The organism is Halothece sp. PCC 7418 (assembly GCF_000317635.1).
Classification (GTDB): domain Bacteria; phylum Cyanobacteriota; class Cyanobacteriia; order Cyanobacteriales; family Rubidibacteraceae; genus Halothece.
The window spans coordinates 1,124,856-1,143,568 of record NC_019779.1 but is presented as its reverse complement, the minus strand read 5'-3'; the positions used below and the strand labels follow the sequence as shown (position 1 = coordinate 1,143,568).

Below are 18,713 nucleotides of genomic sequence, written 5' to 3'. Positions count from 1 at the left end.
GAAAGTTTAAGATACTCTCATATTTATAAATGAATATATTGATCGCTGGGGCAACAGGCACACTTGGCAGACAAGTGGTGCGACGAGCGCTTGATGAAGGTCATGACGTGAAATGCCTCGTTAGAAATCCCAGAAAAGCAACATTTCTTAAAGAATGGGGGGCGAACCTCGTCAAAGGCGACCTCTGTCAACCCGAAACCTTACCGCGCACCTTAGAAGGAGTCGATGCTGTCATTGATGCAGCCACCGCCCGCCCAACAGATGCTCTCAGCATCAAAGAAGTAGATTGGGACGGAAAAGTGGCTTTTATACAAGCGGTAGAAGCTGCGGGAATCAAACGCTATATCTTTTTCTCCATTCTCAATGCGGAGAACTATCCTGATGTGCCGTTAATGAATATTAAACACTGTACCGAACAGTTTTTAGCAGAAACGGATCTCGACTACACCATTCTCCGCCCTTGTGGGTTTATGCAGGGTTTAATTCCCCAATATGCCATCCCCATTTTAGATAACCAAGCGGTTTGGGTAACAGGAGAAAGCACCCCCATTGCTTACATGGATACCCTAGATATTGCGAAGTTTGCGGTGCGGGCGGTAGAAGTCCCAGAAACGGCAAAACGAACCTTTCCCCTAGCGGGATCTCGCCCTTGGACCGCAGAAGAAATTATTAATATTTGTGAAAATCTCTCTGGGAAAAATGCCAAAATTTCTCGGCTTCCCATGGGATTATTACAGTTTCTGGCGCGGGCGATGCGGTTTTTTGAATGGACACGGAATGCCTCAGATCGCCTCATTTTTGCCAATGTTTTAGTCAGTGGTCAGTCTTTTGATGCGGACATGAGTGAAGTCTATGATATCTTTGGGTTTAACCCCAATGAGATGACAACCGTTGAAACTTATTTACAGGAATACTTCTCGCGCATCATGAAAAAATTAAAAGAAATTAACTACGAGAAAGAGAAAAGTAAGAAGAAAAAGAAAACGCCCTTTAAATCGAAATCTTAACCTTTGATTTAAGTTCAACCCTTGCATCAATTCTTTCTGCTTAAATATTAAGATAAGAGAACACTCTTGTCGTGGATATAAACACTCTACACACGGATTAGTCGTCGTGCCGAAACTAGGCATCATCTACAACGATAATAAACCTGTTGCTTGTGACCTTGCATACCAAGTACAAGCACAATTCCAAGAACAAGGATGGGAGGTTACTCTCGCCACAGGCGTGGGTGGACTCCTAGGCTATCCTAGCCCCGATAGCCCCGTTTGTCATACTCCCATGGATAAGTTAATCCCCCCTGGGTTTGATGAAACGATGAAGTTTTGTCTCGTCTTGGGTGGAGATGGGACGGTTTTATCGGGTTTCCGTCAGTTAGCCCCCTATGGGATTCCTTTGTTAACGGTGAACACGGGACACATGGGCTTTTTGACAGAAACTTATGTCAATCAACTCTCTTCGGCTTTAGAAGAGGTTTTAGCGGGAAACTATACCGTCGAAGAACGTTCCATGATTACTGTACAGGTGATGCGTGGGGAGAAGTTACAATGGGAAGCCCTCTGTCTCAATGAAATGGTACTGCATCGGGAACCGATGACCAGTATGTGTCATTTTGAAGTGGTGGTGGGACATCATGCGCCTGTGGATATTGCAGCCGATGGCATTATTGTTTCTACGCCCACGGGTTCGACCGCTTATTCTTTGAGTTCTGGCGGTCCTGTGGTCACTCCAGACGTGCCGATTTTACAGTTAGTTCCTATATGTCCCCATTCTTTAGCCTCGCGGGCGTTAGTTTTCTCCGATCGCGAACCGATTATTATTCATTCCGCCAGTGATGCTCATCAGTTAGTAATGGTGGTGGATGGTAATGGCGGGTGTTATGTACAGCCAAAAGATGTGGTTCATATTGCGCGATCGCGCTACTCGGCTTATTTTATTCGCTTAGAGCGCCCCGAATTTTTCCGTATTCTCCGCGAAAAACTGGGTTGGGGACTGCCTCATATCGCCAAACCGACATCAGTCGAGCTACCGTAGGATTAATGTCTCATGGAGACAACATCCGATGTCTATGTCTCAGCCGTCAGTGTTAGTCATTGCCAATGACCCAGAGTTGTCGCAAACCGTCAATCTAGATTTAACCAACGCGGGTTATACCGTTACTGTTGCTAGCAATACCGACCAAGCTAAACCACAGTTTGAAGAATTACAACCCGCGTTAGTGGTCATTGATCAAGCCCATTTGGGAGAAGAAGGGTTAACGGTATCGCGTCAGTTACGGGGACATAATAACCCCGTTCTGATTGTGCTATTTATGAAGGAAGATACTCTAGAAGATCGAACCGCTTGTTTAGAAGCTGGGGCGGATGACTATATGCTACTTCCTTACCAGCGCGATCGGTTTTTAGAGTTAGTTCAACTGTATCTCCAACCCGCTACAACAGTCCCTGAACAACTCCAATTTAGCGATTTAGTGCTCGATTTATCCCATCGCTGTGCTAACCGTAATGGGCGCAAAATTGAGTTAACCGTCAAAGAGTTTGAACTTCTCAAATATTTGATGTCTCACCCAGGGGAAGTGCTGACTCGCGAGCAAATCCTTGATAATGTCTGGGAAGATAATCATGGGGGAGAATCAAACGTGATTGAAGTTTATATTCGCTATCTACGCCTCAAAATCGAACAGGGGGGATATAAACGACTGATTCAAACCGTGCGCGGTGTGGGTTATGTCTTACGGGAATCATGATGATTTCGCTTGGTCTGCAAAGCAACCGCCGTTTCTTGATAAGTTGTTTGCAGTTGTTCCATCAATGATGCAGAAGGGAGTTGCTGGGCTTTCCCATGACGATCGATTTCCCGACAGACTTCAGAAAGAGCAGATAAACCAAGGTTAGCGCTACTTCCTTTCAGGGCGTGAGCTTGCTGTTGCAATTGTTGAATATTATGATTTTGATAGGCTTGCGCGATCGCGCTCATTAATGCTTCACTATCTTCTAAAAAACTATCAATCAATTCCAACATCTCTTCATGATCATCCATAATCTCTTCTAGATTACAAAAGATTTGTTCATCAATCAGGGGGAGGTTAACATCTGACTCCGAAGCATCCGACGCAACTGCATTTTGATTCTGACAGACTTGTTGTAACACCCGACTTAACTGGTCGAGTTTAACAGGCTTCGTTAAATACTCATTCATCCCTGCTTCTAACCCCGCTTGTTTGGCTTCTCCCACCGCATTAGCCGTCATCGCGATAATCCAAGGATAATCAGAATTATCATTATGTTCTCGAATCAGCCGAGTTGTAGAAATCCCATCTAACTCTGGCATTTGCACATCCATTAAAATTACATCATAGCTTTGACGGCGCAGGGCTTCTAACACTTCTAACCCATTCGCTACCACATCAGCCCGATAGCCTAGACGTTCCAACATCCGCAAAGCAACTTTCTGATTAACAACATTATCTTCAGCAAGGAGGATTTTGAAAGGGTATTGGTCAGCAAGTTGAGGGCTCATATTGGTATCCGAAAGATTAGAAGAAGTAAGGGTTTGTTCGGGATGAGGAACAAAATGATCAACAAGAATGTTGTATAACTGGGACTGCTTAATCGGTTTATTTAACCATGCAATACAGTTACCACTCATGTTTTCCCTAAGTGTAGATCGCGCATTTCCTAAAGCGGTTAAACATAACAAAGGAAGTTGTTTTCCTTGAGGAGACTGACGGATTTTTTGGGCTAAAGTCAAACCATCCATCTCTGGTATCTGCGTATCTAAAATCGCTAAATCAAACGAATCATTTTGAGAAAGAAGAGTTAAAGCTGACTTTCCAGAAGCAGCCGTTTGGACATTCATTTCCCAATTTTGGAGTTGTAACTGTAAAACTTGGCGATGGGTCGCACTATCATCCACCACTAAGACCTGTTTTCCTGTTAGCGGTTGTAGTGTGTCAAAATTTCTGCGTGCTGTTGCCACGTCCGAGGTCATGGTAAAGTAAAATGTTGATCCCTTGTTGACATCAAATGAGGGCGATAATGGTAAACAATTTTCTTCGGGTTGCCAATCATTGGGGTTTGATCCCGCAATTGCACCATGACTGGTGACCCACATTTGTCCTCCCATTAACTCAGAAAGTCGGCGGGAAATGACTAAACCTAACCCACTCCCCATCATGCGCCGAGTATAAGAGGAATCCACTTGAGAAAAGGGTCGGAAAAGACGATTCATTTTATCAGGAGGAATCCCGACTCCTGTATCATGAACAGCAAATAATAATTGAATTTTTCCAGAAAAGAGAGATAAAGAACTCACTTGCACCAGAACTTCTCCTTCCTCGGTAAATTTTACGGCATTACTGAGTAAATTCACCAAAATCTGTCGTAATCGCGCTTCATCCGCTAAGATTTCACTAGGCAGATTAGGATCAACAAAATACGCTAATTCTAAGTTTTTTTCTAGAGCCTTTTGGGTGACTAAGTCTAACGCGGATTCCACACAATGACGTAAGGAAAAGCGAGTTGGTTCGAGGGCTAACTTTCCCGACTCTATTTTTGAGAAATCTAAAATATCATTAATTAATGTCAGCAAGGTATCGCCACTATTACGAATGATTTCTGTAAATTCTTTTTGCTCGTTATTTAATGGGGTATCCAGTAACAATCCCGTCATTCCAATAATGGCATTCATGGGCGTGCGAATTTCATGACTCATATTGGCGAGAAATTCACTTTTGGCTTGGTTCGCTTTATTGGCTTTATCCCGTTGATCGATGACCGATTGTTCCATTAAACGACGTTCATAAGCATTACCAATCATGCTGGCTACAGTGCGTAAGAGTTCTAATTCTGATTGTTTCCATTGTCGAATTTCAACACATTCATCAAATCCAATAAAACCAAAGAATTTCCCTTGCACATAGAGAGGATAAATAATGATTGATTTAATAGCTTGTGATTCTAAAATCACTCTGAGATCCCAAGGGAGTGTTTGAATATCTTCAGAATAAATTCGACCGTCTTGCAATAAAAGGGGTTTCCAAGAGGGAATGTCGGTAAGATAATTAACTTGTTGTAGTTGTTCTTTGTGCGGAGTAATCCCCACGTTACACCATTCAAATGTATTATGGGTGACTGTTTCCGATTGATCTTCAAAAATATAAACGCGACTGACTTGGGTATGTTCACCAATTTTTTGCAGTACAGAGTTAATTGTTGATTCAAAGTCTTCTAGTAAATTCAGTTGGAGCGCAATTTCTGATAAAATAACCTGCTGTCTCAGTCCTGTTTCTAAGGCTTGACTTTGTTCTTGAATTTGTTGATTGGTCTGTTCTCGCTCTGTAATATCTCGACAAATGCCAATGATACCAATAACTTCTTTATTATCATCATAGTAAGGAATGCGAGTGGTTTGAAAAATCCGTTCTCCATAAACTGTGGGGAGTGCTTCTTTATAGGTGATAATTTCTTGATTTTTAAATTTCATCACCATTTGTTCTTGTTCTTGTAATTGTTTTCCCGCATCTGACCCAAATAATTCTATATCAGTGTGACCAATGATTTCTCGTTGTTTATACCCAAGATAATCCGCAACACTTTGGTTGACCAGTAGATAGACTCCATCGAGATCTTTAATCATGATGGCATCGGTGGAATTTTCAACAATAATTTTGTATTGAGTCAGGCTTTTAGTGCGTTCTTTGACTCGCGCCTCTAAGGTTGCTTTTGCCTCAGAAAGTTCTTGGAATTTATAAGAAAGAACTAGCGCCATTTGTTGAAAGTTTGTAATCAAATGATCCACTTCTGCAATGCGCGATCGCTGCCACTTAATATTGAGGTTTTCTGAGACTTTATTCGGTAAATCAGTGGTTACTCCTGCTAACTTCTGCAACGGTTTCACCAGTTGACGGCTGAGGAAAAATGCCAAGAGTAAACCCAAAATTGTCACCCCAAGCATGACGGCTAAATAATTGATATAGTTATACTGCAATCTATCCACAAAAGGGGCTGCGGGGAGTTCAACTCTTAATTGCAATCCTGAGATTAGTTGACTATTTCTCAGAGGTTCTTGTTCCGTTCCACTGATAGTTAAAACATAGCTAGAGTTCCGCCATTGGATCATTGCTGAAGTATGGAAAGCTCGATTGGGAATATTCAAGTGAACGCGATCGCTGATGGGTTTTGTTATTCCTTGAATCGACAACGGTTTCATCAGTTGCGAGTCTTCGCGAGTGCTGACAATAAGGTTTCGGTTTTGATCGAGTAAGGTAAATTGTGCTAGAATTCTATTTGTTGATCCGTTTTTTATAGTTAATAAATCATTTTGTTGATCATCGATCAGCAATTGCTTTAATCCTTGCCAATTAAAAGACCCATAAACTAAACCTTGAAATTGACCCTGATTGATAAGGGGAACACTAATTCCAACATGGGGCGTTTGATCTGCTTCGTCTCGATGAACTTCACTCACTTGAGTTTTCAGGGTACGACTGGTTTTTTGAAAAATGTCTTTCTCAGCAATATTTGTTCCGATTAAGTCATTCTTGCTTTGATTTTTATTAGTGGAACTCGCAATAATTGTTCCTTGAGAATCAGTGGCATAAATTCTTAGGAAATCTGGGAATCCAGCTTGGATAAATTCTATTTTGACTTGTAAAGAAACCACATCTTCTTCTAGGGCTGATTTAGCAAGTTGGTCTAAGGCTTGTTGATAAGGACGTTGCCACAACTCCATTCTTGCTAGAGTATCCTCAGCAATCGTTGTGAGATAAGATTCGACTCGATTTTCTGTTTGCTGAACATTAATATACCCCTGCCAAACCATCAAAACAATCACTGGCACAAAAATGAAAGCCGTTAGGAGATTCGCAAGTGTTTGCTGGAATGATAGTCTAAAATCATCAATATTCTCCCGTTGCAGCCATTTATTCCAAGGCAAGTAATTGGTAATAAAATTAGCAATGATGGCATTAATGAGCCCGTTAATCGGTTGCTTGAAGATAATCAATGTACTTTGTGGGGGATTCATCTCTAAGAGATGTTCATAACATAGCCAAATCAAAGGAATACCGATGATTAGCCAGTAAAGCGCATCTGCTAGGGCGAGATCTTTCAATCCTTGTCGATGAAATAGCCAGCCAACGATGAACACCTCAAGGGTGAAGATAATCATCGCATAAGGATGACTCCATAAATGGAGGGTGTAACTCCCAGCAAGCAACCCCACTAATGTTCCCCAACCGATACCATAGAGTTTGATCACGGTAAGGGCGAAGATCGTCCCGAAGAGAAGATCAACGCGAAAAAACAGAGGAAGGTTAAAATAGTTGCCAGCGATCGCGCCTAGGGTTAGTAAAAACAAAATCCAGCGCGATCGAACCGATAATTTCATAATAATTAATACTTGGTGAGAGACTGTTTTTTAAGGTTTACTCGCTATTTATTATGAGAATATTTTCCTATAATATAGCAATATGATGTCATTTGTAAAAAGTAGATTAACCGTTCTCCCCCTTACTAACCGGAGCTTTAGTGAGGAGGGCTAGGGGGGATTAATTTACAACTGATTTGGGATTGCTATATGTCAATTAATCGTTAAAATCTTAAACAAAAAATGCTATATCGTCGTTTTGGTCGGACTGACTTACAAATTCCCGTTTTTTCCTGTGGCGGAATGCGTTATCAACATAAGTGGCAAGATATTCCTTTAGCGGATGTTCCCCAAGCCAATCAACGTAATTTAGAAGCAACAATTGAAAAATCTTTAGCCGTGGGAATTCATCATATTGAAACCGCTAGAGGCTATGGTAGTTCTGAAATGCAACTAGGTCAAGTCTTACCCAAATTTGATCGGGAAAAATTAATTATACAAACAAAAATTGCACCCAAAGATGATCCGAAAGAATTTCGACGGCAATTTAATCAGTCCTTACAATTCCTCAATTTAGATTACATTGATTTATTAGGCATTCATGGCATTAATACAGAAGAATTATTAGAACAAACCGTTCGCCCTGGGGGGTGCTTAGATGAAGTTAGAAAATTACAAGAACAAGGAAAAGTTCGCTTTGTTGGTTTTTCCACTCATGGTTCCCCTGAAGTCATTATCAAAACCATTGAAACTGATCAATTTGATTATGTAAATCTCCATTGGTACTACATTAATCAAACTAATTGGGAAGCCATTCAAGCAGCCAATCATCATGATATGGGCGTTTTTATTATTAGTCCTTCGGATAAAGGCGGACAACTTTATAACCCCCCTCAAAAATTAGTTGATTTATGCCAACCCCTAAGTCCAATGGTGTTTAATGACTTATTTTGTCTCAGTCATCCCCAAGTGCATACATTATCTTTAGGCGCAGCACAACCCAGTGATTTTGAAGAACATTTAAAGGTTTTACCCTTACTAGAAAAAGCGAATGAAATTTTACCGCCCATCTTAGAAAAATTAGAGAAAGCAGCCATTGAAGCATTAGGAGAAAACTGGTATAAAACATGGGAAACAGGATTACCTCGCGCGGAAGAAACCCCAAACCATATCAATATTCCCGTTATTTTATGGTTAAGAAACTTAGCCCTTGCCTATGACTTAACCGATTATGCCAAAATGCGCTATAACTTATTAGGAAAAGCCAGTCATTGGTTTCCAGGAGAAAAAGCGAATGACTTAGACTCTCTAGACTTGAAACCTTGTTTAAAAAATAGTCCTCACGCTGATAAAATCCCTTCTCTTTTAGCCCAAGCCCATCAATGGTTTAATGGTGAAGCAGTCAACCGACTTTCACAACAATAGTTTTATAGTCGTTCTTGGTTCGTTGTTCTTCGTTCTTTGACCGTTCAACAGGTTAATTAACCATGAACATCCACCGACTCGCTTTGTACCTCAACCAACTAGGAAACGCTATATGTCAACAATTCAGTTTTCAACCTCTCCCTGTTCTCTGTCTTAGAAAAGAAAGAAATTACCAGTTACCGAAGGACTAATGACGAATGACGAATGACTAATGACTAATGACGAATGACTAATGACTAATGACGAATGACTAATGACTAATGACGAATGACTAATGACGAATGACTAATGACTAATGACTAATGACGAATGACGAATAACAAATAATGTATTTAGAGAAACTCTATCTCACACGATTCCGAAATTATTGGAATTGTTCCGTTAAATTCGATGCTCAAAAAACAATTTTAGTGGGAAATAATGCCCAAGGAAAATCGAATCTTTTAGAAGCTGTGGAACTCTTAGCAACCTTAAAAAGTCATCGGACAACAAAAGATCAAGATCTGGTCTTTCAAGAAGCAACGGTTGGGCAAATCGAAGCCTTAGTCAAACGGCGCTATAGTAACAGCGAATTAACCCTAACCTTACGGCAAAAAGGACGACGCACGGTTGCAATTAATCATGAATCGTTGCGCCGACAAATTGATTTTTTGGGGGTTCTTAACGCTGTCGAATTTTCGAGTTTAGATTTAGATTTAGTGAGAGGTTCACCTGAAAAACGTCGTCATTGGCTAGATGCGTTATTAATTCAAATTGAACCGATTTATGCTTATATTTTACAAGAATATAATAAAGTGTTACGGCAACGAAATGCGTTACTCAAAAAGATTCGGAAATCCCTTTATGATGATGAAATGGGTTCTCCAGTAGAAGATTCCACTTGGGAACAATTAGCCTTATGGGATGCTCAATTAGCAGCAAACGGATCACGGGTGATGCGTCGTCGGGCTAGAGTTATGGAACGGCTAACACCGATCGCGCAACAATGGCATAGTAGAATTAGTCACGCGACAGAAAAACTTGACATTGACTATGCCCCGAATGTTAACTGGTCTGAAGATAACCCCGAACAAGTGCAGCAAGCAATTTTAAATCGAATTAAACTTCGTCAAGCAGCAGAACACAATTTAGGAACAACCGTTGTCGGACCGCATCGGGATGAAGTCGAGTTTAAAATTAATGAAACACCTGCGCGATCTTATGGGTCACAAGGACAACAGAGAACTTTAGTTTTAGCCTTAAAACTGGCAGAATTAGAACTAATTGAAACGGTTGTCGGAGAACCGCCCTTACTGCTTCTGGATGATGTTTTAGCCGAACTCGATTTAGATCGTCAAAATCAATTATTAAGCGCGATTGAGGATCGATTTCAAACCTTAATTACTACCACTCATTTAAACTCATTTGATCAGCAATGGGTTAATTCTTCCCAAATTTTGACCGTTGAAAAAGGAGAAATTATCTGAAATCTAACCAAGTCTTCTCTTTAGTCATGGCTGTCTTGCTTCCCTTGGTTTAAGGTATCTAAAACGGCACTCATATTTCCCGCGAGGAGTTCATTCACTGCTAACCAGAGTCCCGAAAACACTTTGCTTTTAATAATTCCCTGTTCATCGGGTTGTTGGGTGATATATTCTCCTCCTTCTAAACTAAACCAGTAGAAGGTATTCTCGTAGATACACCAGACTAAATACTCTTTGACCCCATTGCGTTGGTAAGCCCGTTTCTTATCATATAAATCAATTGCAGAACTACTCGCAGCAATTTCAACAATCAGTTCTGGTGCGCCTTCAATATAGTCATCTTCGCTGAGTTTCGCTTGTCCTCCTGCATTTGGTTCCCAGAAAAGTACCGCATCAGGACGAGGTTCATTTTCTAAGTCGAGGCGAACTGTGGGTTCAATTCCGATTCTAACTTGAGGTTGTGCCACTTGATATGTTGTCAACCAGCCCATAATCTTAGCATGAGGTTCAGCGTGCTGCTGAAAGCGTAGGGGAGAAGCCATCAAATAAACAATTCCTTCAATCAGTTCTGCTTTTTGATCACTTTTAGCGTGTGTGTAGCGATACTCAAAATTAGGGCGGGTGGCGCGATCGCCGTTTTCAAGGGGAGGAATGCTAGTTGCTGGTTTGCTCATTATTGATTGCTTTACCGTTACTGCATATAACCCTCTGATTGTCAACTGTCAATTAGTAACTGTCAATGATTTAGTAACAAATTGGTAAGAAGTTATAAGATTTCTGAGTTTTTATCGCCACAGTCACGTATGATCAAGGATAAACTTTTGAAAAAATTAGTATAAGGAGGTTCAGGGCGTGTCCTTACCTTTGTTGAACTATATCCCTTCTAGCCAAAATCAGCGCGTAGAAGGATATGAAGTCCCCAGTGAAGAACAAATTCAACCAACCCCCGGGATGATGAATTCCGAGGAAGATGCACAAGCCATTATCTGGGCTGCGTATCGCCAAATCTTTAGCGAACACCAAATGCTCACGAGTAACCGTCAGCGTTTTCTGGAATCGCAACTGCGTTATGGTCAAATTAGCGTTAGAGACTTTATCCGTGGATTATTAACCTCTGATGCTTTCCGCCGTCTGAACTACGAACCCAATAGCAACTATCGCTTTGTGGAACTCTGTGTACAACGGGCTTTAGGACGCGATGTTTACAACGAACAAGAAAAAATTGCTTGGTCGATTGTCGTTGCAACAAAAGGCGTTAACGGCTTCGTTGAAGACTTACTCAATAGTGAAGAGTATCTCAACAGCTTTGGTGAAGATACTGTTCCTTTTCAACGTCGTCGCGTACTACCTCAAAAAGATGAAGGAGAAACTCCCTTTAATCTCAAAACTCCTCGCTATGGGGCTTACCACCGTCAACAATTGGGCTTCCCTCAAATTGTTTGGCAAAATCAAGTCCGTCGCTTTACTCCCCAAGAAAAGCAACCCCAAGCGGGCGATCCCAGTGCGTACTTAAATGTTGCTCGTAGTCTCAGCAGTGCGAAAGGGAATCCTTTACCAAAAGTCTCTGCAATGAACATTGACTACGACAAGAAAGTTCCTTATCGTAAGGTCGGCTAAATTCAGAGATTGCTAATTTCATCTCCACTAGGAGAAAAGAAAGGGTCGCTGCTTAGCAGGGTGATTTGCTGGTCTAGTAAGTTATCTTGTTAAACGGTGACCTTTTTGCTGTTTGGGCAATCAATCGAGATAATGGGAAGGTGACTGCTTTTAAAATTCTCAAGATTAAAGATTAAGTATGGTGTTAACAGAAACGACGCAACAGCCCACAGGAAGCCATTTTCTCAAAGAAATTACTGATTCTCCCAACCAGTCCCTCCTCCCCCTCACCGCAAAGATTAACGCTCAAGATCATTTAGAAATTGGCGGTTGTGATGTGACCGAATTAGTGAAAGAATTCGGGTCTCCGCTTTACATTATGGATGAATCTAGTATCCGCACCGCTTGTCGTCAGTATCGAGATGGATTAAAAAATAATTACTCAGGAGAGTCCTTAGTCATTTATGCGTCTAAAGCTCTCAATTGTCTTGCGATTTGCGCCCTTGTCGCCAGTGAAGGTTTAGGGATTGATGTGGCTTCTGGGGGAGAACTTTATACCGCCTTACAAGCTGGGGTCAACCCAAAAACCATTTATTTTCATGGCAATAACAAATCTCGTGCTGAACTAGAAGAAGCGATCGCAGCAGATTGTACTATTGTTGCCGATAACTGGTTAGAGTTGCAAACCTTAGCCGAGTTAGCGACGAGCAAATCCCCTCGTGTCATGCTACGGATCACCCCAGGCATTGAATGTCATACTCATGAGTATATTCGCACGGGACACCTTGATAGCAAGTTTGGCTTTGATCCCAATCAGGTGGCGGAAGTCTTGGATTTCTTAGTAAAAACACCTGCATTAGATTTTGTTGGGGTTCACGCTCACATTGGGTCTCAAATTTTTGAGCGTCAACCGCATCAAGATTTAGGGGGAGTCTTAGTGAAGTGGCTGAAAACAGCACAAGAGTTAGGTTTACCTGCCCGAGAATTAAATGTTGGTGGTGGTTTAGGGATTCGTTACACAGAAGCGGATGATCCCCCGAGTATTAGTGAATGGACAGCAACGGTTGCAAAAGCGGTGGATGCAGCTTGTTCGGAAGCGCAAGTTTCTCCCCCAAAATTAATTTGTGAACCGGGTCGCTCGTTAGTGGGAACAACAGGAGTGACGGCTTATACTGTGGGTGCGCGTAAACAAGTTCCCGAAATCAGAACCTACATTGCTGTGGATGGCGGAATGTCCGATAATGCTCGTCCCATCACTTATGAATCTGTCTATCGCTCGGTTTTGGCAAATAAAATGTCTCAATCCACAAGTGAAACGGTGACAGTTGCTGGAAAACATTGTGAGTCAGGGGATGTGGTGATTAAAGAAGCAGAACTTCCTGAAACCAGTGCTGGAGATACCCTTGTGGTGATGAGTACGGGGGCTTATGGGTATAGCATGGCTTCCAATTATAATCGCCTACTGCGTCCCGCAATGGTGTTAGTCCATGAGGGAGAAGCGGATGTCATTATTAATCGTGAAACCTATCAGGATTTAATTAGTCAGGATAATTTACCGTCAAGACTCAATACAATTGATAGTTGATCATTTGTTGTTTGTTTTGTACGAATACTCTTAACGAATAACAATTGTTAATTGTTCGTTGTTGACTGTCCATTGTTTCTTGTCTGTTCTACACAACAATGCCCTCCCCAGGCTTATCCGATTTTCTTTCTTGGTTTCCCAGTTGGTTAATTTCTGTTTTTGATGTTGTTCTCGTTGTTATCTTAGTTTATGTGGTCATCCGTTTATTAGGAGAACCGCAAAGCCGAACTCGTTGGATCATTCAGGGATTTATCATTCTGGTGGCGACATTGCTGGTCACAATTTATCTCAGCCAATTGCTTCAACTCCAGTTATTGCAATTTGTGTTAGAAAAAATGTTGATTGGCTCTGCGGTGGGGATTGTTGTGATTTTACAATCTGAGTTTCGTCGGTTTTTGGAACAACTCGGACGCGGTGAGTTACGGCAATTGTTTCCGTCCTCAAGTAATGATAAGCTCCAACCTGATAATGTTTTGGATCAAATTTTGGATGCAGTGCGAGAACTATCGCAAAAACGGATTGGGGCTTTGTTATTGTTAGAAACCAATGAACCCATTGATCCCAGTCAGTTTAGAAGTCCTGGGGTGACCTTGAATGCCGAGATTTCCAGTGAGTTGATTCAAACCTTGTTTCAAACCACAACCGCTTTACATGATGGGGCGGTCATTTTGCGGGGATCGCGCATTGCTGCAGCAGCAGTAATTTTACCGTTAACCGAGAAAAGTTTGTCTCGGCAATTGGGAACTCGCCATCGCGCTGCGATCGGGATGACTGAACGCATCTCAGATTGTTTGTGTATTGTCGTTTCTGAAGAAACGGGATCGATCTCTCTTGCAGAACAAGGGACGTTACAACGCCCCCTGACACGAAGCCGACTGCGAGAGTTGTTAGAATTGAGATTTTCACCGACTGTGGAACGGGAAACGGTGGCTCAAGATTTTGGTCGCCTGACCCGTGAAATTGGCTCACAGGGAAAAGTTCTCTTAAAGCGCAGTTTTCGTCTTTTATCACCGAAGTCTCACCGTAAAAAATGACTACTCAGCCCTCTCTCTTACAACAACTTCCCCCCGATTTAGATGCCAATCGTCTCCCGAAGCAAGTGGCGGTGATTATGGATGGTAATGGTCGTTGGGCAAGACAAAGGGGCTTTCCTAGAGTAATGGGACACCGCAAAGGGGTGGATGCGCTGAAAGGGTTGCTGCGATGTTGTCGAGATTGGGGGATTGGTGGTTTGACGGCTTATGCTTTCTCAACGGAAAATTGGGGGCGACCGTCGGAAGAAGTGGATTTTTTGATGACCTTGTTTGAGCGGGTCTTACAGCGAGAATTAGCGGAAATGATGACCGAACAGGTGCGGATTCGCTTTGTGGGTAATTTAATTGCTCTTCCCGAGTCTTTACAAAGCGCGATCGCGCAAGCGATGGCACAAACTGCAGACAATACGGGGATTGAATTTACTGTGGCGACCAACTATGGCGGAAGACAAGAAATTATTTCCGCCTGTCGCGCGATCGCGCAAGAAGTGCAAAAGGGAGAAATTACCCCAGAGCAAGTGAATGAAGAATTATTTGCCCAACACCTTTACACCGCCGACTTACCCGATCCCGATTTGTTAATTCGCACCAGTGGCGAAATGCGCTTGAGTAACTTCTTACTCTGGCAGTTGGCGTATGCAGAAATCTATGTTACAGATACCTTATGGCCCGATTTTGACCGCGCTGCCTTTCATCAAGCCTTGCAATCTTATCAACAGCGCGATCGGCGTTTTGGCAAAATCCATCAGTAAGCATTGGGAGGACATTCGACTTATGCTAAACTCCCCTTATACCTCATTTTGGGTCAGGCAATTTCATGAGTGTTCTCTACTGTCAAATGTCATTGGGGGATTTGCATGAACGTTGACTCTGGTACGGTCTGCATCACCCTAGGAACGCGACCGGAAGCGATTAAACTGGCTCCGATTATTCAGCAATGTCAACGTTCCTCCCAACTGAAAACCTCTGTTATTCTCACGGGACAACATCGAGAAATGGTGGCTCAGGTGATGAATTTATTTCACCTCGAAGCCGACCATGATTTGCAGATCATGCAAGCGGAACAAACCCTCAGTGACATTACCTGTCGCAGCTTAAAAGGGCTGGAAAAACTCTTCACCCAAATCCAGCCCAACCTAGTGATTGTCCAAGGAGATACCACAACTGCCTTTGCTGCCACACTAGCAGCTTTTTATCAGCAAATTCCTACCGCTCACGTTGAAGCCGGGTTGCGCTCTCATCATTTATATAATCCCTATCCAGAAGAAGCGAACCGTCGTCTCATTGGTCAACTAGCGCAATTGAATTTTGCTCCCACAGAAGCTGCCGTCAAAAATTTAGAAAATTCGGGAGTGATTGGAGAAATTCATCTCACGGGCAATACTGTCATTGATGCTCTCTTAACCATGGCGCAACGTCATCCTCCCTGCCATATCCCCGATTTAAACTGGAATCATTACCGCGTGTTATTGACAACGGTTCACCGACGAGAAAATTGGGGTAAACCTCTAACTCAGATTATTGAAGGCTTACAACTAATTTTAGATAAGTTTCCAGACACCGCCCTATTACTTCCCCTTCATCGCAACCCAACTGTTCGCCAACCTATTCAAACCGCTTTAGGGAATCACCCTCGCGTATTTTTGACTGAACCTTTAGACTACTCCCAACTAGTGGGAGCAATGCAACGCTGTTATCTCTTATTAACGGATTCAGGAGGACTACAAGAAGAAGCCCCGAGTTTAGGAAAACCTGTTTTAGTCTTGCGGGACAATACAGAACGGACAGAAGCGGTAACAGCAGGAACAGCCCGTTTAGTGGGGACTGATCCTCAGCGAATTTTGCACTCGGCAACTGAGTTATTAAGCAATCCTGATGTTTATCAACGCATGGCAATGGCAATTAATCCGTTTGGGGATGGTCAAGCAGCAGAACGGATTGTCAGTATTATTGAACGTTATCTTGATCGCCGTAAAACCCTGTCTCTTTAGAGCAGGGATATAAGGCGAGTTAAGCGTGCATGATGAACTAAAGCTCCAGTTGATCTTAACAAACTCTACCTATTTATGCTATCATGGTTTCAGCTACTTTAATCAGCTTAACCATGTGCGAAACCAAGTTCCGCATCCGTGTCCTCACAAGTCCTGCTAAAGCAAGGGCCCTCGCAGAACGAAGAATCCCCTTCCAAAGCGCGAAGCGTAGGAAGGGGAGTGTCAAAACATAAACAGTCTCAAGAAAGGAAAGACAATGGCTGACGTTATCCGAATTATTTTATCTGTTATTATCCCTCCTTTAGGGGTATTCCTCCAAGTTGGTTTTGGTGGACAGTTTTGGCTGAATATTCTACTGACGCTTTTGGGATACATTCCTGGTCTGATCCACGCGGTATGGGTCATTGCGAAAAAGTAAAGACAAAAAAACCCGGCAGAGTTCCGGGTTTACTTTGAATCAGGATTGCGCTAATCAGTCTTACTGACTAAGATTTCTCCAATCCACATCAAATCCTTCAATTAGGAGAGAAGAATTATAAATTTGCAGAATAATCAGTAAAAAGACAAAGAACAGTCCCATAAAGACCGCCATCAGAGGAGTTGTTCCCCAACCTGGAGCAACTTTCCCATATTCTGAGTTTAAGGGTTTGAGAAGATTTCCTAACCGAGTTCGCTGTGCCATACCTAAATCTTGAATGTTAATCTACTTTTCCTAATTTTGACATACTTCCAGCCTTACTTCGCGGTTTCCCGCCAGTTTCCCTCGATGCGAGGTGGAAGTTCTGGGAAAAATATGTACAATTGTAAACAACAGTTCTCCTAAATTTATGATCACTATGGAATCTGCAACACTAATTAGTATTTCGATCGCAGCGGTTGTCCTCGCAGTAACAGGTTATTCTCTCTATCTCTCTTTTGGCCCCCCGTCTGCGGAGTTAAGCGATCCCTTTGAAGATCACGAAGATTAAGATCCTCTTCCCTCAATCCACATCGGATGGGGGGTTAACTCCTGGACTTTTGCTATATAGTCGTTAATCAAAAAAAAGACCCGGAGTCTAGCGCCTATTGTGAGCATCCCTTATTGCTGCTACCTTCCGGTCCTGACAAGGTTCGGGCGTCACAATCGCGCTATCCCGGATCAATTAAAGAATAACATAAAACTCTTCGTAATGGCGACTATTCCACAACAATACACCATTCATGGAGTTCATAAGTCACACAGTCATTTTTGACCAGTGGGTCATTCTCAACAATTTTTTGCGCTTCTTCTAAGCTATCCGCTTCAAATAAGAGCATCCCGCCACCAAAGTCTCCCCAATAGCCACTGCGGGCTTTGTATCCTTGAGTGACTAACTGTTTAACATAGTCAATATGAGCGGGAACATATTGATCAAAAATGGGTTTTTCAACGATTCCTTTTTCAATTTTGACAAATAAGGGCATTTAGACAATCGATGATATTGACATTTCATACCGATTTGATTGTACTATGAACGGCGTTTTTCTTCCTTGTCAGCCGCGATCGCGATCGCGCGGGGAAGAATTTTATGTTCTTGTACTTGAATTCGTTGGTGCAGGGTTTCGGGGGTATCCTCTTCTAAAACGGGAACCGCAGCTTGCATCAGAATCGGACCACTATCCACTTCTGGGCGCACTAAATGCACCGTACAACCCGCAATTTTCACCCCTGCTGCTAAGGCTTGTTCCACCCCATTAAGACCCTTAAAACTGGGGAGTAAACTCGGGTGAATATTAATCAATCGATCAGGAAAAGCCTTAATTAACACTGGGGTCACCACTCGCATCCAACCCGCCATAATCACCCAATCCACTTCCTGGGCTTTTAAGGTTTCTACTAAAACCTGATCAAATGCTTCTCGCGTCGGATAGTCGCGATGGTTACAGAGAATTGCGGGAACGCCAAACTGTTCAGCTTTTTCCCGCACTGGTGCTTGAGGCTGATTGTAAATAACGACCTTGATCTCTGCGTTCAGTTGTCCTTGCGCGATCGCGCTGGCAATCGCAACAAAATTACTTCCTTTCCCCGATGCCATCACGGCTAACGATACGGGATGCGATAACTGACCATCAATTCCCTCTGGGGAAATAATTACCGAGTCCGTCAAAATCAATATTCTCCTCTTGCTAAAATGCAATGGTTAAGGTTAGCGACAGATTGATTGCAGTGGGGGGAGATCAGAACAGCAATGATGCTAGAATGCGTCCAGTTTACAATCGTTAATAATGAACA

The 18,713-nt window shown here is 42.5% G+C and carries 17 protein-coding genes and 1 other RNA gene; 12 read left to right on the top strand and 6 right to left on the bottom strand.

What is annotated here, in order from left to right:
* Window positions 1-29: 29 nt before the first annotated feature.
* The 3 genes from PCC7418_RS05250 to nblR all read left to right on the top strand — a co-directional run bounded on the left by PCC7418_RS05250 (window position 30) and on the right by nblR (window position 2,746).
* Complete coding sequence (locus PCC7418_RS05250) at window positions 30-1,007, top strand: SDR family oxidoreductase (protein ID WP_015225133.1); 978 nt, start codon at window positions 30-32, stop codon at window positions 1,005-1,007.
* Between the two features lie 106 nt (window positions 1,008-1,113).
* Window positions 1,114-2,034 (top strand): NAD(+) kinase, encoded by a 921-nt coding sequence (locus tag PCC7418_RS05245; RefSeq protein ID WP_015225132.1) that lies wholly within the window; start codon window positions 1,114-1,116, stop codon window positions 2,032-2,034.
* Window positions 2,035-2,062: 28 nt separating this feature from the next.
* Window positions 2,063-2,746: a response regulator transcription factor NblR gene (gene nblR, locus PCC7418_RS05240; RefSeq protein WP_015225131.1), complete on the top strand. Its 684-nt coding sequence runs from the start codon at window positions 2,063-2,065 to the stop codon at window positions 2,744-2,746.
* On the opposite strand, the gene PCC7418_RS19295 is transcribed toward nblR, so the two are convergent.
* Entirely contained in the window at window positions 2,725-7,389 is a 4,665-nt protein-coding gene (locus tag PCC7418_RS19295) for a response regulator (protein WP_015225130.1), read from the bottom strand. The genes nblR and PCC7418_RS19295 overlap by 22 nt on opposite strands.
* Before the next feature lie 222 nt (window positions 7,390-7,611).
* Here PCC7418_RS19295 and PCC7418_RS05230 point away from each other — a divergent pair, with 222 nt between their 5' ends.
* Together PCC7418_RS05230 and recF are read left to right on the top strand one after the other, a co-directional pair.
* Window positions 7,612-8,793 (top strand): aldo/keto reductase, encoded by a 1,182-nt coding sequence (locus PCC7418_RS05230; RefSeq protein WP_015225129.1) that lies wholly within the window; start codon window positions 7,612-7,614, stop codon window positions 8,791-8,793.
* Window positions 8,794-9,119: 326 nt separating this feature from the next.
* Window positions 9,120-10,259 (top strand): DNA replication/repair protein RecF, encoded by a 1,140-nt coding sequence (gene recF / locus PCC7418_RS05225; protein WP_015225128.1) that lies wholly within the window; start codon window positions 9,120-9,122, stop codon window positions 10,257-10,259.
* 20 nt (window positions 10,260-10,279) lie between these two features.
* On the opposite strand, the gene PCC7418_RS05220 is transcribed toward recF, so the two are convergent.
* A complete protein-coding gene (locus PCC7418_RS05220) occupies window positions 10,280-10,930 on the bottom strand; it encodes a Uma2 family endonuclease (protein WP_015225127.1) in 651 nt (216 codons plus the stop codon).
* Between the two features lie 178 nt (window positions 10,931-11,108).
* On the opposite strand from PCC7418_RS05220, the gene PCC7418_RS05215 reads away from it, so the two are divergent.
* From PCC7418_RS05215 to PCC7418_RS19725, 6 genes are all read left to right on the top strand, one after another.
* A complete protein-coding gene (locus PCC7418_RS05215; RefSeq protein WP_015225126.1) occupies window positions 11,109-11,873 on the top strand; it encodes a phycobilisome rod-core linker polypeptide in 765 nt (254 codons plus the stop codon).
* Window positions 11,874-12,051: 178 nt separating this feature from the next.
* Window positions 12,052-13,437: a diaminopimelate decarboxylase gene (lysA, locus tag PCC7418_RS05210; RefSeq protein WP_015225125.1), complete on the top strand. Its 1,386-nt coding sequence runs from the start codon at window positions 12,052-12,054 to the stop codon at window positions 13,435-13,437.
* A gap of 98 nt (window positions 13,438-13,535) precedes the next feature.
* Window positions 13,536-14,471 (top strand): diadenylate cyclase CdaA, encoded by a 936-nt coding sequence (gene cdaA / locus PCC7418_RS05205; protein WP_015225124.1) that lies wholly within the window; start codon window positions 13,536-13,538, stop codon window positions 14,469-14,471.
* Window positions 14,468-15,223 (top strand): isoprenyl transferase, encoded by a 756-nt coding sequence (locus PCC7418_RS05200; protein WP_015225123.1) that lies wholly within the window; start codon window positions 14,468-14,470, stop codon window positions 15,221-15,223. Before cdaA ends, PCC7418_RS05200 begins: the two co-directional genes overlap by 4 nt.
* Before the next feature lie 105 nt (window positions 15,224-15,328).
* Window positions 15,329-16,462: a non-hydrolyzing UDP-N-acetylglucosamine 2-epimerase gene (gene wecB, locus PCC7418_RS05195; protein WP_015225122.1), complete on the top strand. Its 1,134-nt coding sequence runs from the start codon at window positions 15,329-15,331 to the stop codon at window positions 16,460-16,462.
* Between the two features lie 256 nt (window positions 16,463-16,718).
* Complete coding sequence (locus PCC7418_RS19725; protein WP_015225121.1) at window positions 16,719-16,880, top strand: YqaE/Pmp3 family membrane protein; 162 nt, start codon at window positions 16,719-16,721, stop codon at window positions 16,878-16,880.
* A gap of 60 nt (window positions 16,881-16,940) precedes the next feature.
* Here the strand turns inward: PCC7418_RS19725 and psbH are convergent, their stop codons facing one another.
* Window positions 16,941-17,144: a photosystem II reaction center phosphoprotein PsbH gene (gene psbH / locus PCC7418_RS05185; protein WP_015225120.1), complete on the bottom strand. Its 204-nt coding sequence runs from the start codon at window positions 17,142-17,144 to the stop codon at window positions 16,941-16,943.
* A gap of 154 nt (window positions 17,145-17,298) precedes the next feature.
* On the opposite strand from psbH, the gene psbN reads away from it, so the two are divergent.
* Window positions 17,299-17,430 (top strand): photosystem II reaction center protein PsbN, encoded by a 132-nt coding sequence (gene psbN / locus PCC7418_RS05180; RefSeq protein ID WP_041596152.1) that lies wholly within the window; start codon window positions 17,299-17,301, stop codon window positions 17,428-17,430.
* A gap of 74 nt (window positions 17,431-17,504) precedes the next feature.
* On the opposite strand, the gene ffs is transcribed toward psbN, so the two are convergent.
* From ffs to purN, 3 genes are all read right to left on the bottom strand, one after another.
* An RNA gene (ffs, locus tag PCC7418_RS19605) (signal recognition particle sRNA small type) lies at window positions 17,505-17,602 on the bottom strand.
* A 36-nt stretch (window positions 17,603-17,638) separates the two neighbouring features.
* Window positions 17,639-17,905 carry a YciI family protein gene (locus PCC7418_RS05175; RefSeq protein WP_015225118.1) on the bottom strand — a complete coding sequence of 89 codons (267 nt, stop codon included), beginning with the start codon at window positions 17,903-17,905 and terminating at the stop codon, window positions 17,639-17,641.
* A 44-nt stretch (window positions 17,906-17,949) separates the two neighbouring features.
* On the bottom strand, window positions 17,950-18,594 hold the full coding sequence (gene purN / locus PCC7418_RS05170; protein ID WP_396275448.1) for a phosphoribosylglycinamide formyltransferase: 645 nt from the start codon (window positions 18,592-18,594) through the stop codon (window positions 17,950-17,952).
* Window positions 18,595-18,713: the final 119 nt, after the last annotated feature.